This is a genomic window from Enterobacter sp. Acro-832 (assembly GCF_011752745.1).
Taxonomy (GTDB): domain Bacteria; phylum Pseudomonadota; class Gammaproteobacteria; order Enterobacterales; family Enterobacteriaceae; genus Enterobacter; species Enterobacter quasiroggenkampii.
This window is the reverse complement of sequence record NZ_VWWX01000001.1, coordinates 1,366,157-1,383,385: the sequence shown is the minus strand read 5'-3', so window position 1 is coordinate 1,383,385 and position 17,229 is coordinate 1,366,157. Positions and strand designations below refer to the sequence as shown.

15 protein-coding genes are annotated in these 17,229 nt (G+C 57.2%); 12 read left to right on the top strand and 3 right to left on the bottom strand.

Annotation, left to right across the window (positions count from 1 at the left end):
* Nucleotides 1–121: 121 nt before the first annotated feature.
* From lepA to acpS, 7 genes are all read left to right on the top strand, one after another.
* Nucleotides 122–1,921, top strand: coding sequence for a translation elongation factor 4 (gene lepA, locus F3J31_RS06330; RefSeq protein WP_008502183.1), 1,800 nt, complete (start codon nt 122–124; stop codon nt 1,919–1,921).
* A gap of 15 nt (nt 1,922–1,936) precedes the next feature.
* Entirely contained in the window at nt 1,937–2,911 is a 975-nt protein-coding gene (gene lepB / locus F3J31_RS06325; protein ID WP_045908532.1) for a signal peptidase I, read from the top strand.
* A gap of 222 nt (nt 2,912–3,133) precedes the next feature.
* Nucleotides 3,134–3,814, top strand: coding sequence for a ribonuclease III (rnc, locus tag F3J31_RS06320; protein WP_003860711.1), 681 nt, complete (start codon nt 3,134–3,136; stop codon nt 3,812–3,814).
* A complete protein-coding gene (era, locus tag F3J31_RS06315; RefSeq protein WP_008502181.1) occupies nt 3,811–4,716 on the top strand; it encodes a GTPase Era in 906 nt (301 codons plus the stop codon). The genes rnc and era overlap by 4 nt, the downstream gene beginning before the upstream one ends.
* Nucleotides 4,717–4,733: 17 nt before the next feature.
* Nucleotides 4,734–5,441 (top strand): DNA repair protein RecO, encoded by a 708-nt coding sequence (recO, locus tag F3J31_RS06310; protein WP_023333058.1) that lies wholly within the window; start codon nt 4,734–4,736, stop codon nt 5,439–5,441.
* Nucleotides 5,442–5,474: 33 nt separating this feature from the next.
* Nucleotides 5,475–6,206, top strand: coding sequence for a pyridoxine 5'-phosphate synthase (pdxJ, locus tag F3J31_RS06305; RefSeq protein WP_045908533.1), 732 nt, complete (start codon nt 5,475–5,477; stop codon nt 6,204–6,206).
* Nucleotides 6,206–6,586, top strand: a complete 381-nt coding sequence (gene acpS / locus F3J31_RS06300; protein ID WP_104950322.1) for a holo-ACP synthase — start codon at nt 6,206–6,208, stop codon at nt 6,584–6,586. The genes pdxJ and acpS overlap by 1 nt, the downstream gene beginning before the upstream one ends.
* On the opposite strand, the gene F3J31_RS06295 is transcribed toward acpS, so the two are convergent.
* Together F3J31_RS06295 and F3J31_RS06290 are read right to left on the bottom strand one after the other, a co-directional pair.
* Entirely contained in the window at nt 6,583–6,843 is a 261-nt protein-coding gene (locus F3J31_RS06295; RefSeq protein ID WP_008502177.1) for a YfhL family 4Fe-4S dicluster ferredoxin, read from the bottom strand. The genes acpS and F3J31_RS06295 overlap by 4 nt on opposite strands.
* 46 nt (nt 6,844–6,889) lie before the next feature.
* Nucleotides 6,890–7,738 carry a MurR/RpiR family transcriptional regulator gene (locus F3J31_RS06290; protein WP_167211973.1) on the bottom strand — a complete coding sequence of 283 codons (849 nt, stop codon included), beginning with the start codon at nt 7,736–7,738 and terminating at the stop codon, nt 6,890–6,892.
* Nucleotides 7,739–7,855: 117 nt separating this feature from the next.
* Here F3J31_RS06290 and murQ point away from each other — a divergent pair, with 117 nt between their 5' ends.
* Genes murQ through tadA form a run of 4 tightly spaced genes read left to right on the top strand, consistent with a single transcriptional unit; the run spans nt 7,856 to nt 11,325 of the window.
* Complete coding sequence (gene murQ, locus F3J31_RS06285; RefSeq protein WP_167211970.1) at nt 7,856–8,749, top strand: N-acetylmuramic acid 6-phosphate etherase; 894 nt, start codon at nt 7,856–7,858, stop codon at nt 8,747–8,749.
* 11 nt (nt 8,750–8,760) lie between these two features.
* Nucleotides 8,761–10,122: a PTS transporter subunit EIIC gene (locus tag F3J31_RS06280; protein WP_167211967.1), complete on the top strand. Its 1,362-nt coding sequence runs from the start codon at nt 8,761–8,763 to the stop codon at nt 10,120–10,122.
* Nucleotides 10,123–10,125: 3 nt separating this feature from the next.
* Nucleotides 10,126–10,761, top strand: a complete 636-nt coding sequence (gene yfhb, locus F3J31_RS06275) for a phosphatidylglycerophosphatase C (RefSeq protein ID WP_045908537.1) — start codon at nt 10,126–10,128, stop codon at nt 10,759–10,761.
* A 24-nt stretch (nt 10,762–10,785) separates the two neighbouring features.
* A complete protein-coding gene (gene tadA, locus F3J31_RS06270; RefSeq protein WP_045908538.1) occupies nt 10,786–11,325 on the top strand; it encodes a tRNA adenosine(34) deaminase TadA in 540 nt (179 codons plus the stop codon).
* Here the strand turns inward: tadA and mltF are convergent.
* Complete coding sequence (gene mltF, locus F3J31_RS06265) at nt 11,213–12,763, bottom strand: membrane-bound lytic murein transglycosylase MltF (RefSeq protein ID WP_048029578.1); 1,551 nt, start codon at nt 12,761–12,763, stop codon at nt 11,213–11,215. The two genes, tadA and mltF, sit on opposite strands and share 113 nt — an antisense overlap.
* Before the next feature lie 267 nt (nt 12,764–13,030).
* On the opposite strand from mltF, the gene purL reads away from it, so the two are divergent.
* The gene (gene purL, locus F3J31_RS06260) at nt 13,031–16,918 is read left to right on the top strand and encodes a phosphoribosylformylglycinamidine synthase (RefSeq protein ID WP_167211964.1); all 3,888 of its coding nucleotides are present in this window, start codon (nt 13,031–13,033) and stop codon (nt 16,916–16,918) included.
* Nucleotides 16,919–17,229: the final 311 nt, after the last annotated feature.

The following is a 17,229-nucleotide window of genomic DNA, read 5'->3' as shown; positions in this document are numbered from 1 at the left end:
GGCGCTAAGTCCATTTCCAGGTAGCGGAGATGTAGTGTAGAATGCTGCGTTTTCGCACTGAAAAACGTCAGGCTAAGAACAGCGGCCTCCAGGAATTCGTAAGGCATAATTATTTAACTATATGAAGAACATACGTAACTTTTCGATCATTGCTCACATTGACCACGGTAAGTCGACGCTGTCTGACCGTATTATCCAGATTTGCGGTGGCCTGTCTGATCGTGAAATGGAAGCCCAGGTTCTGGACTCCATGGACCTGGAACGCGAACGCGGTATCACCATCAAAGCGCAGAGCGTCACGCTGGATTACAAGGCGGCTGATGGCGAAACCTATCAGCTGAACTTTATCGACACCCCAGGCCACGTTGACTTCTCCTATGAGGTTTCACGCTCGCTCGCGGCCTGTGAAGGCGCGCTGCTGGTAGTCGATGCCGGGCAGGGCGTAGAAGCCCAGACCCTGGCAAACTGCTACACCGCGATGGAAATGGACCTCGAAGTTGTGCCGGTTCTGAACAAGATTGACCTGCCAGCCGCCGATCCTGAGCGCGTCGCGGAAGAGATTGAAGATATTGTCGGCATTGACGCGACCGATGCCGTGCGCTGCTCAGCTAAAACCGGTGTCGGCGTGACCGACGTGCTGGAACGTCTGGTGCGTGATATTCCGGCCCCGGAAGGCGATCCGGATGCCCCGCTGCAGGCGCTGATTATCGACTCCTGGTTCGATAACTATCTGGGCGTTGTCTCCCTGGTGCGTATTAAAAACGGCACCATGCGCAAAGGCGACAAAATCAAGGTTATGAGTACCGGACAGGTCTACAACGCCGACCGTCTGGGTATCTTCACGCCAAAACAGGTTGACCGTACCGAGCTGACATGCGGCGAGGTAGGCTGGCTGGTATGCGCCATCAAAGACATCCTCGGTGCGCCGGTGGGCGATACCCTGACCGGTGCGCGTAATCCGGCAGAAAAAGCGCTGCCGGGCTTTAAAAAGGTGAAGCCGCAGGTTTACGCGGGCCTGTTCCCGGTCAGCTCTGACGACTATGAAAACTTCCGTGATGCGCTTGGTAAGCTGAGCCTGAATGATGCCTCCCTGTTCTACGAGCCAGAAAGCTCAACGGCGCTGGGCTTCGGCTTCCGCTGCGGCTTCCTCGGCCTGTTGCACATGGAGATTATTCAGGAACGTCTGGAGCGTGAATACGATCTGGACCTGATCACCACCGCGCCGACGGTAGTGTATGAAGTTGAAACCACCTCGAAAGAAGTGATCTACGTCGACAGCCCGTCCAAGCTGCCGCCGCTGAACAATATTCACGAGCTGCGTGAGCCTATTGCCGAATGTCACATGCTGCTGCCGCAGGAATTCCTCGGTAACGTCATTACGCTGTGTATTGAGAAGCGCGGCGTGCAGACCAACATGGTTTACCACGGTAACCAGGTCGCGCTGACCTACGAAATCCCGATGGCGGAAGTGGTACTCGACTTCTTCGACCGTCTGAAGTCCACCTCCCGTGGCTATGCGTCACTGGATTACAACTTCAAACGCTTCCAGGCCTCCAACATGGTGCGTGTAGACGTGCTGATCAACGGCGAGCGTGTGGATGCGCTGGCGCTGATCACCCACAACGACAATGCGCCATACCGTGGTCGCGAGCTGGTTGAGAAGATGAAAGATCTGATCCCGCGTCAGCAGTTCGATATCGCGATTCAGGCTGCCATCGGCAACCACATTATCGCGCGTTCCACCGTGAAACAGCTGCGTAAAAACGTTCTGGCGAAGTGCTATGGCGGTGACGTCAGCCGTAAGAAAAAGCTGCTCCAGAAGCAGAAAGAAGGTAAGAAGCGTATGAAGCAGGTCGGTAACGTCGAGCTGCCGCAGGAAGCATTCCTTGCCATCCTTCATGTTGGTAAAGACGGCAAATAACCCTAAGGAGTTGGCATGGCGAACATGTTTGCCCTGATCCTGGTCATTGCTACCCTGGTGACAGGTCTGCTGTGGTGTCTGGATAAGTTTATCTTCGCCCCAAAACGTCGTGAACGTCAGGCTGCCGCACAGGCAGCCACTGGCGATGGTATTGACGCGAAAACCCTGAAGAAAGTCGGTCCGAAACCGGGCTGGCTGGAAACGGGCGCCTCGGTGTTTCCGGTGCTGGCGATTGTGCTGGTGGTACGTTCGTTTATTTACGAACCGTTCCAGATCCCATCAGGTTCAATGATGCCAACGCTGCTGATTGGTGATTTTATTCTGGTAGAGAAGTTTGCCTACGGCATTAAAGATCCGATCTACCAGAAAACGCTGATCGAAACCGGTCATCCAAAACGTGGCGACATCGTGGTGTTCAAATATCCGGAAGATCCGCGCCTGGACTACATCAAGCGTGCGGTAGGTCTGCCGGGTGACAAAGTGACTTACGATCCGGTTGCGAAAGAAGTCACCGTTCAGCCAGGCTGCAGTTCCGGTACCGCATGTGAAAACGCGCTGCCAATCACCTACTCAAACGTCGAGCCAAGTGATTTTGTGCAGACCTTTGCCCGTCATAACGGCGGTGAAGCGACCAGCGGATTCTTCCAGGTACCGAAAGGCGAAACCAAAGATAACGGTATCCGTCTGGTTGAGCGCAAAGAGACGCTGGGTGACGTGACGCACCGGATCCTCACCGTGCCAATCGCGCAGGATCAGCTGGGTATGTACTATCGTCAGCCGGGTCAGCAGCTGGCAAGCTGGATTGTACCGCCGGGCCATTACTTCATGATGGGTGACAACCGCGATAATTCTGCGGACAGCCGTTACTGGGGCTTTGTGCCGGAAGCGAATCTGGTGGGTAAAGCGACCGCGATCTGGATGAGTTTTGAGAAGCAGGAAGGCGAATGGCCGACCGGCGTACGCCTGAATCGTATTGGCGGAATCCATTAATTCTCACTAAATGAACGTGTAGCCGCTAATTAAAGCGGCTACACGAATTATTTCACCGATAAATCTCTTCGAACTAACGACATCCCCTGTCGTTGTGTATAGAATATTCCCCCGAAGTTTAAGGTTGGCCCTGCAAGGGTGCCACGGCACACGAAACCGCGTTGGTTTTCTCAGGTCGGTTTCGTGTGCTGCATTTTTGACGCATTCATTTATTGGTATCGCATGAACCCCATCGTAATTAATCGGCTTCAACGGAAGCTGGGCTACACTTTTCATCATCAGGAGTTGTTGCAACAGGCATTAACCCACCGCAGTGCCAGCAGCAAACATAATGAGCGTCTCGAGTTTTTAGGCGACTCTATTTTAAGTTTCGTGATTGCGAATGCGCTTTATCATCGTTTCCCGCGTGTGGATGAAGGTGATATGAGCCGCATGCGTGCCACGCTGGTTCGGGGTAATACCCTTGCGGAAATCGCGCGCGAATTTGAACTGGGCGAATGTCTGCGTCTTGGGCCGGGTGAACTGAAAAGCGGCGGCTTCCGTCGTGAATCTATTCTTGCCGATACGGTCGAAGCATTAATTGGTGGTGTGTTCCTGGACAGCGATATCCAGACCGTCGAAAAGCTGATCCTGAACTGGTATCAGACCCGTCTGGACGAAATCAGCCCGGGCGATAAACAGAAAGATCCAAAAACGCGTCTGCAGGAATATTTGCAGGGTCGTCATCTGCCGCTGCCATCTTATCTGGTGGTGCAGGTTCGTGGCGAAGCGCACGATCAGGAATTTACCATCCATTGCCAGGTCAGTGGCCTGAGTGAACCGGTGGTGGGCACTGGTTCAAGCCGTCGTAAGGCTGAACAGGCTGCCGCCGAACAGGCGTTAAAAATGCTGGAGCTGGAATGAGCGAAGAAAAGACCTATTGCGGATTTATTGCCATCGTCGGGCGCCCGAACGTCGGCAAATCCACCCTGTTGAATAATCTGCTTGGGCAGAAGATTTCCATCACCTCGCGTAAGGCGCAGACCACGCGTCACCGCATCGTCGGTATCCATACTGAAGGCGCGTATCAGGCGATCTACGTCGATACCCCGGGCCTGCACATGGAAGAGAAGCGTGCTATCAACCGTCTGATGAACAAGGCGGCGAGCAGCTCGATTGGCGACGTGGAGCTGGTGATTTTCGTTGTGGAAGGCACCCGCTGGACGCCGGACGACGAGATGGTGCTGAACAAGCTGCGCGACGGCAAAACGCCGGTCATCCTCGCCGTCAACAAAGTTGACAACGTGCAGGAAAAGGCCGATCTGCTGCCGCATCTGCAGTGGCTCGGTAGCCAGATGAACTTCCTTGATATCGTCCCGCTGTCTGCGGAGACGGGGCTGAACGTGGACACCATCGCGGGCATCGTGCGTAAGCACCTCCCGGAAGCGATTCACCACTTCCCGGAAGAGTACATCACCGATCGTTCTCAGCGTTTTATGGCGTCTGAAATCATCCGTGAAAAGCTGATGCGTTTCCTGGGTGCTGAACTGCCGTACTCTGTGACGGTGGAGATCGAGCGTTTCCAGAGCAACGAGCGTGGCGGCTACGACATCAACGGCCTGATCCTCGTTGAGCGCGAAGGGCAGAAGAAGATGGTGATCGGCAACAAAGGCGCCAAGATCAAAACCATCGGCATTGAAGCCCGTAAGGACATGCAGGAGATGTTCGAAGCGCCGGTTCACCTCGAACTGTGGGTGAAAGTGAAATCTGGCTGGGCCGATGATGAGCGTGCTCTGCGCAGCCTCGGTTACGGCGAAGACCAGTAACTCAAGACGACGAGCATATGGATGGATGGCAGCGTGCCTTTGTCCTGCATAGTCGTCCCTGGAGCGAAACCAGCCTGATGCTGGACGTCTTCACGGAAGAGTCGGGCCGCGTGCGCCTTGTTGCAAAAGGCGCACGTTCCAAACGTTCTAACCTGAAAGGCGCCTTACAGCCTTTCACGCCGCTGCTGGTACGTTTTGGTGGGCGAGGGGAAGTTAAAACCCTGCGCAGCGCCGAAGCCGTCTCCCTGGCGCTTCCTCTCTCGGGCATCACGCTCTACAGCGGCCTGTATGTCAATGAACTCATCTCACGCGTTCTTGAACATGAGACGCGCTTCTCTGAACTTTTCTTTGATTATTTGCACTGTATCCAGGCGCTGGCTGGCGCAACCGGCACGCCCGAGCCTGCGCTGCGGCGTTTTGAACTGGCGCTGCTGGGCCATCTTGGGTACGGGGTCGATTTTCTGCATTGTGCGGGCAGCGGTGACGAAGTGGAAGACACCATGACCTACCGCTACCGCGAAGAAAAGGGCTTTATTGCCAGCATCGTGATCGACAACAGCACCTTTACCGGGCGCCAGCTCCGGGCGCTGTATGAGCGCGAGTTTCCCGATCAGGATACCCTGCGCGCAGCAAAACGCTTTACCCGGATTGCCCTCAAGCCGTATCTTGGCGGCAAGCCCTTAAAGAGCCGCGAATTATTCAGGCAGTTTGTGCCGAAACGTTAGACCACAGAATCGAAAAGAAAACCGAGGATTGTCATGGCTGAATTACTGTTAGGCGTCAACATCGATCACATCGCCACGCTGCGTAATGCGCGCGGTACGGCGTATCCCGATCCGGTTCAGGCGGCGTTTATCGCTGAACAGGCTGGCGCCGACGGCATTACCGTTCACCTGCGTGAAGACCGTCGCCACATCACCGACCGCGACGTGCGCATTCTGCGCCAGACGCTGGATACCCGTATGAATCTGGAGATGGCGGTCACCGAAGAGATGCTGGCGATTGCCTGTGAGACCCAGCCGCACTTTTGCTGCCTGGTGCCGGAAAAACGCCAGGAAGTGACGACCGAAGGCGGTCTGGATGTGGCCGGTCAGCTCGACAAAATGCGCGATGCCTGCAAGCGCCTGGCGGATGCAGGTATCCTGGTTTCTCTGTTTATCGACGCCGATTTCACCCAGATTAAAGCGGCAGCCGACGTGGGCGCGCCGTATATCGAAATTCACACCGGCTGCTATGCCGATGCCAAAAATGATGAAGAGCAGGCGAAAGAGCTGGAGCGTATTGCTAAAGCGGCCACCTACGCGGCGAGCCTGGGTCTGAAGGTCAATGCCGGTCACGGCCTGACCTACCATAACGTGAAGCCCATTGCCGCCATCCCGGAAATGCACGAGCTGAACATCGGTCACGCGATCATTGGCCGTGCGGTGATGAGCGGCCTGAAAGAGGCGGTCTCAGAAATGAAACGCCTAATGCAGGAAGCGCGTCAGTAATGGCCATTCTGGGCTTAGGCACCGATATCGTTGAAATAGCCCGCATTGAAGCGGTGATCGCCCGCAGCGGCGATCGCCTCGCAAGACGCGTGCTGAGCGATAATGAATGGGCCATCTGGGAAGCGCATCAGCAGCCTGTGCGTTTTCTGGCGAAGCGCTTTGCGGTAAAAGAGGCGGCCGCCAAAGCCTTCGGAACCGGCATTCGTAACGGTCTGGCGTTCAACCAGTTTGAAGTGTTTAACGATGAGCTGGGTAAGCCAAGCCTGCGCTTATGGGGCGAGGCGGAAAAGCTGGCCGAGAAGCTGGGCGTGAATCACGTGCACGTGACGATCGCCGATGAGCGCCACTATGCCAGCGCAACGGTGATTATCGAAAGTTAAAGTTTGTCCGCGTGGTGCATCAGGACAAACTTATCCCACAGCTGCTCTTCGCTCTCGACGTGTGCCGGATCCTTCAGGATGGTATTGGGGATCGGGCACACTTTCTGACAGGTCGGCGTTTCATAGTGGCCGATGCATTCGGTGCAGCGGTCGCTGTTAATCTCATAAATGCTGTCGCCCATCGAAATGGCCTGGTTCGGGCATTCGGGCTCGCACATATCGCAATTAATGCATTTTTTGGTAATTAACAGCGCCATCAGGAAATTCTCAGAAACAACACAAACTGGGCGGGCATTATACGCGTCAAACCAGTTTCTTTACCAGTTCTTCGCTGTGGCGAATGCGCTCTGGCGCACGCTCCAGATCCTGCTGCACCAGCGCCATAAACAGCAGGTCCGTCAGCATCATTTGTGCGCTGGTGGACGAGATAGCCGCGCTGCGCGTGGCCTGCTCCTCGGCAATGGTATATAAACAGCGCGTGGCCCGCTGCTGCAGGGCATTCGGCGTAAAACCGGTAATCGCCAGAATTTTACCGCCGACGCGCAGGACTTCATCGGTGGCCATGTTGATCTCGCGGCGCTCGCCGGAATAGGAAATCGCCAGCAGCAGATCGTCAGGATCCATCGCCTGTACGGTCGCCAGCAGGGCGTGCATATCCTGCTCGACGATGGCGTTAAGGCCAATTTTTGTCAGCTTCCAGCCAAAGTTACGCGCCACAAGTCCGGACGCGCCGATGCCGGTCAGAACGATCCGCCGCGCGCCGCGCAACATCGCCACGCTATCCAGCAGCTTCTCTTCCGTATTCACATCGAGCGTCGCATGCATGGCCGCCACGTTCTCTTTGATCAGCTTTTCGCCGACCAGCCGCATCGGATCGTCTCCGCGGATCTGATTATGCACCGGCATGGACTGCGGATTGGGGTTACTGACCAGCGCTTCACTGATCGCCAGCTTGAGGGCGGGGAATCCCTTAAAGCCAATCTTCTGCGCAAATTTCACCACGCTGGACTGGCTCACCCCGGCTTCACTCGCCAGCTGCTGCGAGCTGAGATGGCGCGCGTGATCGGGTTGAGAAAGCAGAAAATCCGCCAGCTTCTTGTCGCTTTGGGCAAAGCCTGCGTAGCGCTGGCGAATGCGAATTAAACAGTTCATACGGTCTCCTGGCGAAAATGTGATTATCTGCGCAAATACGGATTTTGCTCGCCTGAATGAATTTTATATTCCATTATAGTGTGATTATTATGAATTAAAAATTCTTGAGGTACAAAAATGAATCTTGGCTCACTTGTTTCTGAAACGCGTAACCCGCAAACCATGGATCTGGATGCGCTCTCCACCCTGGAGCTGGTTAACCGCTTTAATCAACAGGATACGCTGGTCGCGCAGGCAGTGAAAGAGACATTACCTGAGGTGGCGAAAGCGGTAGATGCGGCGGCGGAAGCCCTCAAGGCCGGTGGACGCATTATTTACATGGGGGCGGGGACCAGCGGGCGTCTTGGGGTCCTGGACGCGTCAGAATGTCCGCCCACCTTTGGGGTGCCGCATGGTCTGGTGATTGGGCTGATTGCCGGTGGACCCGGTGCGTTGTTGAAAGCCGTTGAAGGAGCGGAAGATAACAAACAGCTGGGCGAGGATGACCTGAAGGCGCTGAATTTGACGGCGAAGGATCTGGTGGTCGGGCTGGCTGCATCCGGGCGCACGCCGTACGTCATTGGTGGGCTGGAATACGCTAACCAGACCGGCTGCACGACGGTCGCCATCTCCTGTAACCCAGGCTCACCGATTGCACAGGTGGCCGCTATCGCTATCTCTCCGGTAGTCGGGCCGGAAGCGCTCACCGGCTCCACGCGCCTGAAATCCGGGACCGCGCAAAAGCTGGTGCTCAATATGATCTCCACCGGCGCGATGGTGAAGTTCGGCAAGGTGTATCAGAACCTGATGGTGGATATGCAGGCCACCAACGTCAAGCTGGTGGACAGAGCCTGCCGCATGGTGATGGAGGCGACGGGCGCAGGGCGTGAAGAGGCGGAAGCGGTACTCAAACAGACCGATCACGATGTTAAGCCTGCCATTCTGATGATCTTAAGCGGGCTGGATGCGGCGAGCGCGAGAGCCAAACTCGATGCGCATAACGGCTTCTTACGGGCGGCATTAGAAAACTAACAGAGGCGTGTATGGACAAAACAGCAGCGCTCGCCAGCGGTATCCTGCAGGGGATCGGTGGGGAAAAAAATATTCAGCGTCTCGAAAACTGCATGACGCGGGTACGCGTCGAGGTGCATAACGACGACCAGCTTGACGTGCCACGTCTGAAGCAACTGTCCGGGGTCAGCGGCTACGTGAAACAGGGTCAGCAGCATCAGCTGATCGTCGGCCCGGGGAAAGCGGCGCAGGTTGTCGATGCCATGCGGGCGCTGATGGGCGTTAGCGCGAGCGTGTCGATTGATGATGCTGAGCGCACCAAGGCGCAGGTGAAGGCCAAATATAAAGCCCCGATGAGCGACGCGCTGCGACAGCTCGCAAACGTCTTCATTCCGCTGATCCCGGCGTTTATTGCTTCGGGCCTGATCACCGGGATCATCAATATCCTCAAGCGACCGGATATTGTGGGGGATTTCGCCACGCAGTATCCGAACCTGCTGGGGATTCTCGGGATCTTCGGCAGCGCGGTGTTCGCCATTATGAACATTCTGGTCGGGGTCAATACCGCGAAGGTGTTTGGCGGATCGCTGGCGATGGGCGGCGTGATGGCGGGCATCTTGTCCAGCCCGCAGCTGGCGCAGATCACGCTGTTTGGTGAGGCGCTCCAGCCCGGCCGCGGCGGGGTGATTGCGGTGCTGCTGGTGGTCATCCTGATGTGCTGGATTGAGAAAAGGCTGCGCGCGGTTCTGCCAGGCTCGATTGAGCTGATTCTCAACCCGCTGCTGACTACGCTGATTACCGGTAGCGTAGCGATTGTCGCCCTCCAGCCGTTAGGCGGGTGGATCTCTGAAGCCATCGCCCACGGTGCGTCGCTGGCGATTGACCGTGGTGGCCTGTTAGTGGGCGCGGTGCTGTCGGGTACTTTCCTGCCGCTGGTGCTGACCGGGCTGCATCAGGGTCTGGTGCCGATCCACGTCGAACTGGTGCAGGCGCATGGCTATAATGCGCTGCTGCCTATCCTGTCGATGGCGGGGGTAGGGCAGGTCGGCGCGGCAATTGCGGTACTGATGAAAACCCACAACGCGCGTCTGAAAAAGGTGATTAAAGGCGCACTCCCGGTCGGCTTGCTCGGTATTGGCGAGCCGCTGATTTTTGGCGTCACGCTGCCGCTGGGTAAACCGTTCCTCGCGGCCTGTCTGGGCGGCGCGGTAGGCGGGGCGCTGATCAGCTACTGGAAGGTCGCAACCGTTATTACCTTTGGCATTTCGGGTTTACCGCTGGCATTAACCATCGTGACCGGAAAAGTGATGCTCTATCTGTTAGGCTATTTAGTAGCGGTGATCGCCGGGTTCCTGTTTACCTGGCTATTAGGATTCAACGACCCAGAGGAGTAAGGTTTGGCAAATCACGCGCGTCGCGTTGTCTTTTTCGACCTGGATGGCACGCTGCATCAGCAGGATATGTTTGGTACGTTTATGCGTTACCTGCTGCGGCGTCTACCTCTGAATGCGCTGCTCGTGCTACCGCTCTTACCGGCGATCGGTATCGCGCTGCTGGTGAAAGGCCGTGCGGCGCGATGGCCGATGAGCCTGCTGCTGTGGGGATGTACGTTTGGGCACAGCGAAGCGCGGCTTAAACAGCTGGAGCAGGATTTTGCGCACTGGTTTCGCGGCCACGTTGCCGCCTTTCCGGTGGTGCAGGCGCGCCTTACCGGCTATCTCGACGCGAACGATGCCGACATCTGGCTGATTACCGGCTCCCCGCAGACGCTGGTGGAGCAAGTCTATTTTGATACCCCCTGGCTTCCGCGCGTGAATCTTATTGCCACGCAAATTGCCCGCGGCTATGGAGGTTGGGTGCTGACGATGCGCTGCCTGGGACATGAAAAAGTGGTCCAGCTGGAGAAACGCATCGGTACGCCGCTGCGCCTGTACAGCGGCTACAGCGACAGTAAACAGGACAACCCGCTGCTCTATTTTTGCCAGCACCGCTGGCGCGTTACGCCATCAGGTGAACTCCAGCAACTCGAATAGTCTTATCCATAATCGGCGTGTATAATGCCGCCCGCTTTTCGACTGGAGTATCAACCGTTGTCCAACCCTGAACTCGACCATGAATACTGGATGCGCCATGCGCTGACGCTGGCTCAGCGTGCCTGGGACGAGGGCGAAGTGCCCGTGGGCGCCGTGCTGGTCCACAATAACCAGGTGATTGGTGAAGGATGGAACCGCCCCATTGGCCGCCACGATCCTACCGCGCACGCCGAAATCATGGCGCTTCGTCAGGGCGGTCTGGTGCTGCAAAACTATCGCCTGCTTGATACCACGCTGTATGTGACGCTTGAGCCATGCGTGATGTGTTCCGGGGCGATGGTGCACAGCCGGATCGGGACTTTAGTCTTCGGTGCGCGGGATGAAAAAACCGGCGCGGCCGGTTCACTGATGGACGTGCTGGGTCACCCGGGGATGAACCACCAGGTGAAGACTATCGGCGGGGTGCTTGCACCAGAGTGTTCGGGGCTATTAAGCGATTTCTTTCGAATGCGCCGTCAGCAGAAAAAGCAGCAAAAGGCAGAATTGAAGCCGTCGGCCGATTAAGCTCGTCCGGCGCCACGACAGGGTAGCTTTGGGCCAACTGTTTGGCCTCTGTCGCCTCTTTCTCTTTCTCCAGCAGATACCCGACCAGGCTAATCTGATATTTACGGATATTTTCCACGTAGGCGTAGGCTTCATGCCCGCGCGCGTAGCCGTACGTCAGCTTGTTATACCATGGCTTCTGGCTCAGCAGCGGCAGCCGCTGCTTTACGTCTGACCAGCTGTCCGGGTTGCCTTTCGTTTTGGCCGTCAGCGCTCGCGCATCCAGCATATGCGCATAGCCCATATTGTAGGCTGCCAGCGCGAACCAGATCCGCTCCTCTTCCGGCACCGTTTCCGGGACTTTGGCCATCATATCCTGCAGGTAGCGCGCGCCGCCGCTGATGCTCTGTTCCGCATCGGTACGGTCATTGACGCCCAGGCTCAGCGCGGTATTTTTGGTTAACATCATCAAACCACGTACGCCAGTCGGAGACGTGGCCTGGGTATCCCAGTGGGATTCCTGATAAGAAATAGCTGCCAGCAGTTTCCAGTCAATTTCCTGGGCGTATTTTTCGAACAGCGGCTGCAGGTCCGGCAGGACGCTGTCTACCGCACGCAGGAAGCTGCGGGTGTCAACGTAATCAAAGTCATCACCATGCCCGAGGTACTTCTCCTCCAGGCGCGCCAGCGTACCGTCTTCATTCATGGTGTTGAAGAAATCGAGCATCGCGGCAGAGAGGGTCTGATCGTCATCGAGCTGAGTAAACCAGGTCACAGGCTGCTCGTCGGTGACGTCCAGCGCCACGGCGATTTCAGGATGCACCCGCTGGAACAGGCTGATCGCGACCGAATCGGCGATGGTGTAGGGGACTTTCTGATCTTTTACCTGCTCCAGCAGCTCCGTCGTGCCGAGTTTCGCATCCACCGTCCAGCTCAGGTCCGGATATTTCTTCTCCTTGAGCTCACGCAGATCGTCAATCACCACGTGACCGGGGGCAATCGTCAACTGCCGATCGTTAATCGAGGCCAGTGAGCGCGGGCGCAGACTCCCGACGCGATAAACCAGCTGCTGCGAAACGGAGTAGTAGGTCGGGCCTGGCTGGTAGTTTTTGCTGCGCTCGCTGTTATACACCAGCCCGGCGGCAAGCATATCGGCATCGTCGTTATCGAGGTCATCAAACAGCTGGTTGATATTCTGGCGGACGGTGATTTTTAGCTTCACGCCAAGATAATCGGCGAACTGTTGTGCCAGTTCATAATCCAGACCAATGATTTTGCCGTTGATGTCGCTGTAAATCAGCGGAGAGTTAAGGGTACTGACGCGCAATTCCCCCCGCTCCTGAATGGCGGCGATACGGTTTTCGGCTTTGCCGATCCAGGGGAGGGAAGGCCAGAGGGCCACTGCCAGCAGCAACGTTACAATGCCGATGAGCAGATAATTAATCTTTAATTTTTTCAATTAGTTAATTCTCTGCGACGCCGGTTGCCTCAGTCTGCTGTAGCCATGTTAACAATAAGGTTTGCCATTGAATGAGCGGCATTTTGCGTAAACTTGCGCCACTTGGCAACCAATTAGAGAGACAGGTCACATCTATTGTTAAATCTCTTCGTCAATTTTATTTCGACGCAAACGGTTTCGTCGGCGCTCAGGATTCTCTATAATGACGCCCGTTTTCCCCCCTTGCGCACACTGTAAGCGCCCCGGCGCTTCGAAGACGAGAGACTTATGATGGAAATTCTGCGTGGTTCGCCTGCACTGTCTGCCTTCCGTATTACCAAACTGCTGGCACGTTTTCAGGCGGCCGACCTTCCGGTAAGCAATATTTACGCTGAGTATGTCCATTTTGCTGACCTGAATGCCCCCCTGAATGCAGAGGAGCGCGTACAGCTGGAACGCCTGCTCAAGTATGGCCCAAGCCTCAGCAGCCATACGCCAACCGGCAAACTGATCCTTGCGACGCCGCGTCCGGGCACCATCTCCCCCTGGTCTTCCAAAGCCACCGACATCGCCCACAACTGTGGCCTGAGCCAGATTAACCGTCTGGAGCGCGGCGTGGCGTACTACGTGGAAGCCTCTACTCTGAGCGACGCGCAGTGGCAGGCGGTTGCGGCTGAACTGCACGACCGCATGATGGAGAGCGTGTTTGCCTCTCTCGATGACGCGCAGAAGCTTTTCTCCCACCATAAGCCTGCGCCGGTACAGAGCGTGGACCTGCTGGGGCAGGGCCGTCAGGCACTGATTGACGCCAACCTGCGTCTCGGCCTGGCGCTGGCAGAAGACGAAATCGACTACCTGCAGGATGCGTTCGTTAAGCTCAACCGTAACCCGAACGACATCGAACTCTATATGTTCGCGCAGGCGAACTCTGAGCACTGCCGTCACAAGATTTTCAATGCCGACTGGATTATTGACGGCGAACAGCAGCCAAAGTCGCTGTTCAAAATGATCAAAAACACCATGGAGCAAACTCCTGACCACGTGCTGTCTGCCTATAAAGACAACGCCGCGGTGATGGAAGGTTCCGAGGTGGGCCGCTTCTTCGCCGATCGCGAAGCAGGGCGCTATGACTTCCATCAGGAGCCCGCGCATATCCTGATGAAGGTTGAAACCCACAACCACCCGACCGCGATCTCCCCGTGGCCGGGTGCGGCGACCGGCTCCGGCGGTGAAATCCGTGACGAAGGGGCGACCGGTCGTGGTGCAAAACCCAAAGCCGGTCTGGTCGGTTTCTCCGTCTCCAACCTGCGTATCCCGGGCTTTGAACAGCCGTGGGAAGAAGACTTCGGCAAGCCAGAGCGCATTGTGACCGCGCTGGATATCATGACCGAAGGCCCGCTGGGCGGCGCGGCGTTTAACAACGAATTTGGTCGTCCGGCGCTGAACGGTTACTTCCGTACCTATGAAGAGAAAGTGGACAGCCACAACGGCGAAGAGCTGCGCGGCTACCACAAACCGATCATGCTGGCGGGCGGGATCGGCAACATCCGTGCCGATCACGTGCAGAAAGGCGAGATCGTCGTCGGCGCGAAGCTGATCGTGCTCGGCGGCCCGGCGATGAACATCGGTCTGGGCGGCGGTGCGGCCTCTTCGATGGCCTCCGGCCAGTCTGATGCGGATCTCGACTTCGCGTCCGTGCAGCGTGACAACCCTGAGATGGAGCGTCGCTGCCAGGAAGTGATCGACCGCTGCTGGCAGCTGGGCGATGCTAACCCGATCCTCTTTATCCACGACGTGGGCGCGGGCGGTCTGTCCAACGCCATGCCGGAGCTGGTGAGCGACGGCGGCCGCGGTGGCCGTTTCAACCTGCGCGATATCCTGAGCGATGAGCCGGGCATGAGCCCACTGGAAATCTGGTGTAACGAATCCCAGGAGCGCTACGTGCTGGCCGTTGCGGCGGATCAGCTGCCGCTGTTTGACGAGCTGTGCCGCCGCGAGCGCGCGCCGTATGCCGTCATCGGTGAAGCGACCGAAGAGCAGCACCTGACTCTGAGCGACACCCATTTCGACAACCAGCCGATCGATCTGCCGCTCGACGTTCTGCTCGGTAAAACGCCGAAGATGACCCGCGACGTGCAGACCCGTAAAGCGGCGGGCAAAGCGCTGGATCGCCAGGGCATTACCGTAGCTGAAGCCGTTAATCGCGTGCTGCACCTGCCAGCTGTTGCTGAGAAAACCTTCCTGGTGACCATCGGCGACCGTACCGTGACCGGTATGGTATCCCGCGATCAGATGGTTGGCCCGTGGCAGATCCCGGTGGCGAACTGCGCCGTAACCACCGCGAGCCTCGACAGCTACTATGGCGAAGCGATGGCGCTGGGTGAACGCACCCCGGTCGCGCTGCTGGACTTCGCGGCCTCTGCCCGTCTGGCGGTCGGTGAAGCGCTGACCAACATTGCCGCCACGCAGATTGGCGACATCAAACGTATCAAGCTCTCCGCAAACTGGATGGCCGCTGCCGGTCACCCTGGCGAAGACGCGGGCCTGTATGAAGCCGTGAAGGCGGTGGGTGAGGAACTGTGTCCTGCCCTCGGCCTGACCATTCCGGTGGGCAAAGACTCCATGTCGATGAAAACCCGCTGGCAGGAAGGTAACGAGCAGCGCGAGATGACCTCCCCGCTGTCGTTGGTGATCACCGCGTTTGCCCGTGTGGAAGACGTGCGTCACACCGTTACGCCACAGCTGGCGACCGAAGATAACGCCCTGCTGCTGATTGACCTGGGTAAAGGCCACAACGCGCTGGGCGCCACCGCGCTGGCGCAGGTTTACCGTCAGCTTGGCGATAAGCCAGCCGACGTGCGCGACGTAGCGCAGCTGAAAGGCTTCTACGACGCCATCCAGGCGCTGGTGGCGCAGCGTAAGCTGCTGGCCTACCACGACCGTTCCGACGGCGGCCTGCTGGTAACCCTGGCAGAGATGGCCTTCACCGGCCACTGCGGGGTTGAAGCCAACATCGCTACGCTGGGTGAAGATCGTCTGGCGGCGCTGTTTAACGAAGAGCTGGGTGCCGTGATTCAGGTGCGTGCGGCAGATCGCGACGCGGTTGAAGCGATTCTGGCGCAGCACGGTCTGGCTGACTGTGTGCACTATCTGGGTAAAGCCGTTAAGGGCGATCGCTTCGTCATTGAAGCTGACGGTCACGCCGTGTTCAGCGAAAGCCGCACCACGCTGCGCATGTGGTGGGCGGAAACCACCTGGCAGATGCAGCGCCTGCGTGATAACCCGGAATGTGCCGATCAGGAGCACAACGCGAAGGCCAATGACCAGGATCCAGGCCTGAACGTGAAGCTCTCCTTCGACATCAACGAAGACATCGCCGCGCCGTACATTGCGACTGGTGCGCGTCCGAAAGTGGCCGTGCTGCGCGAGCAGGGCGTTAACTCCCACGTTGAGATGGCTGCCGCCTTCCACCGCGCGGGCTTTGACGCTATCGACGTTCACATGAGCGACCTGCTGGCCGGACGTATCGGTCTGGAAGATTTCCAGGCGCTGGTGGCGTGCGGTGGTTTCTCCTACGGTGACGTGCTGGGTGCAGGCGAGGGCTGGGCGAAATCTATCCTCTTCAACAGCCGCGTGCGCGACGAGTTCGAAACCTTCTTCCATCGTCCGCAGACCCTGGCGCTGGGCGTGTGCAACGGCTGTCAGATGATGTCTAACCTGCGCGAACTGATCCCGGGCAGCGAAGCCTGGCCGCGCTTTGTGCGTAACCAGTCTGACCGCTTTGAAGCGCGCTTCAGCCTGGTGGAAGTGACCCAGAGCCCGTCTCTGCTGCTGCAGGGAATGGTCGGGTCGCAGATGCCAATCGCGGTGTCCCATGGCGAAGGTCAGGTCGAAGTGCGTGATGCCGCGCATCTGGCTCAGCTGGAGAGCAAAGGTCTGGTAGCGCTGCGCTTTGTCGATAACTTCGGCAAGGTCACGGAAACCTACCCGGCTAACCCGAACGGCTCCGCCAACGGTATTACCGCGGTAACCAGCGAAAGCGGTCGTGCAACCATCATGATGCCGCATCCGGAACGTGTGTTCCGCACCGTGAGCAACTCCTGGCACCCGGAAAACTGGGGCGAGGACAGCCCGTGGATGCGTATCTTCCGCAACGCGCGTAAGCAGCTGGGTTAAGTTTCAGCGTCTTGACTGTAGGCCCGGTGAGCGCAAGCGCCACCGGGCTTTTTTGTCTCTGTCGCAAAATCGCGACAACCCTCTGGTTTGAGTGTCTCCAAAAGGAGACATTTAACCTATTGATTTATATGTGGTAGGAAAGGTTCCCGTTAAGGTGTTGCTGAACAGCGACACTTAGCCTGAAAATCATTCAACCGATAACGAACGGGTTAAACGAGCAAAGATCATATATTTCAAGGTGTTAATTTTTTGTTTTGCATTCTGGCACGGGTGTTGCATAATGTTAACCAGTGGCTCATTCACCTTCTTAT

Excerpts from the sequence above, each read along its gene's own strand:
- lepA (WP_008502183.1), top strand. The coding sequence starts at position 122 with ATGAAGAACATACGTAACTTTTCGATCATTGCTCACATTGACCACGGT.
- acpS (WP_104950322.1), top strand. The coding sequence starts at position 6,206 with ATGGCCATTCTGGGCTTAGGCACCGATATCGTTGAAATAGCCCGCATT.
- pdxJ (WP_045908533.1), top strand. The coding sequence starts at position 5,475 with ATGGCTGAATTACTGTTAGGCGTCAACATCGATCACATCGCCACGCTG.
- F3J31_RS06295 (WP_008502177.1), bottom strand. The coding sequence starts at position 6,843 with ATGGCGCTGTTAATTACCAAAAAATGCATTAATTGCGATATGTGCGAG.
- rnc (WP_003860711.1), top strand. The coding sequence starts at position 3,134 with ATGAACCCCATCGTAATTAATCGGCTTCAACGGAAGCTGGGCTACACT.
- F3J31_RS06290 (WP_167211973.1), bottom strand. The coding sequence starts at position 7,738 with ATGAACTGTTTAATTCGCATTCGCCAGCGCTACGCAGGCTTTGCCCAA.
- recO (WP_023333058.1), top strand. The coding sequence starts at position 4,734 with ATGGATGGATGGCAGCGTGCCTTTGTCCTGCATAGTCGTCCCTGGAGC.
- murQ (WP_167211970.1), top strand. The coding sequence starts at position 7,856 with ATGAATCTTGGCTCACTTGTTTCTGAAACGCGTAACCCGCAAACCATG.
- F3J31_RS06280 (WP_167211967.1), top strand. The coding sequence starts at position 8,761 with ATGGACAAAACAGCAGCGCTCGCCAGCGGTATCCTGCAGGGGATCGGT.
- era (WP_008502181.1), top strand. The coding sequence starts at position 3,811 with ATGAGCGAAGAAAAGACCTATTGCGGATTTATTGCCATCGTCGGGCGC.
- purL (WP_167211964.1), top strand. The coding sequence starts at position 13,031 with ATGATGGAAATTCTGCGTGGTTCGCCTGCACTGTCTGCCTTCCGTATT.
- lepB (WP_045908532.1), top strand. The coding sequence starts at position 1,937 with ATGGCGAACATGTTTGCCCTGATCCTGGTCATTGCTACCCTGGTGACA.
- tadA (WP_045908538.1), top strand. The coding sequence starts at position 10,786 with ATGCCGCCCGCTTTTCGACTGGAGTATCAACCGTTGTCCAACCCTGAA.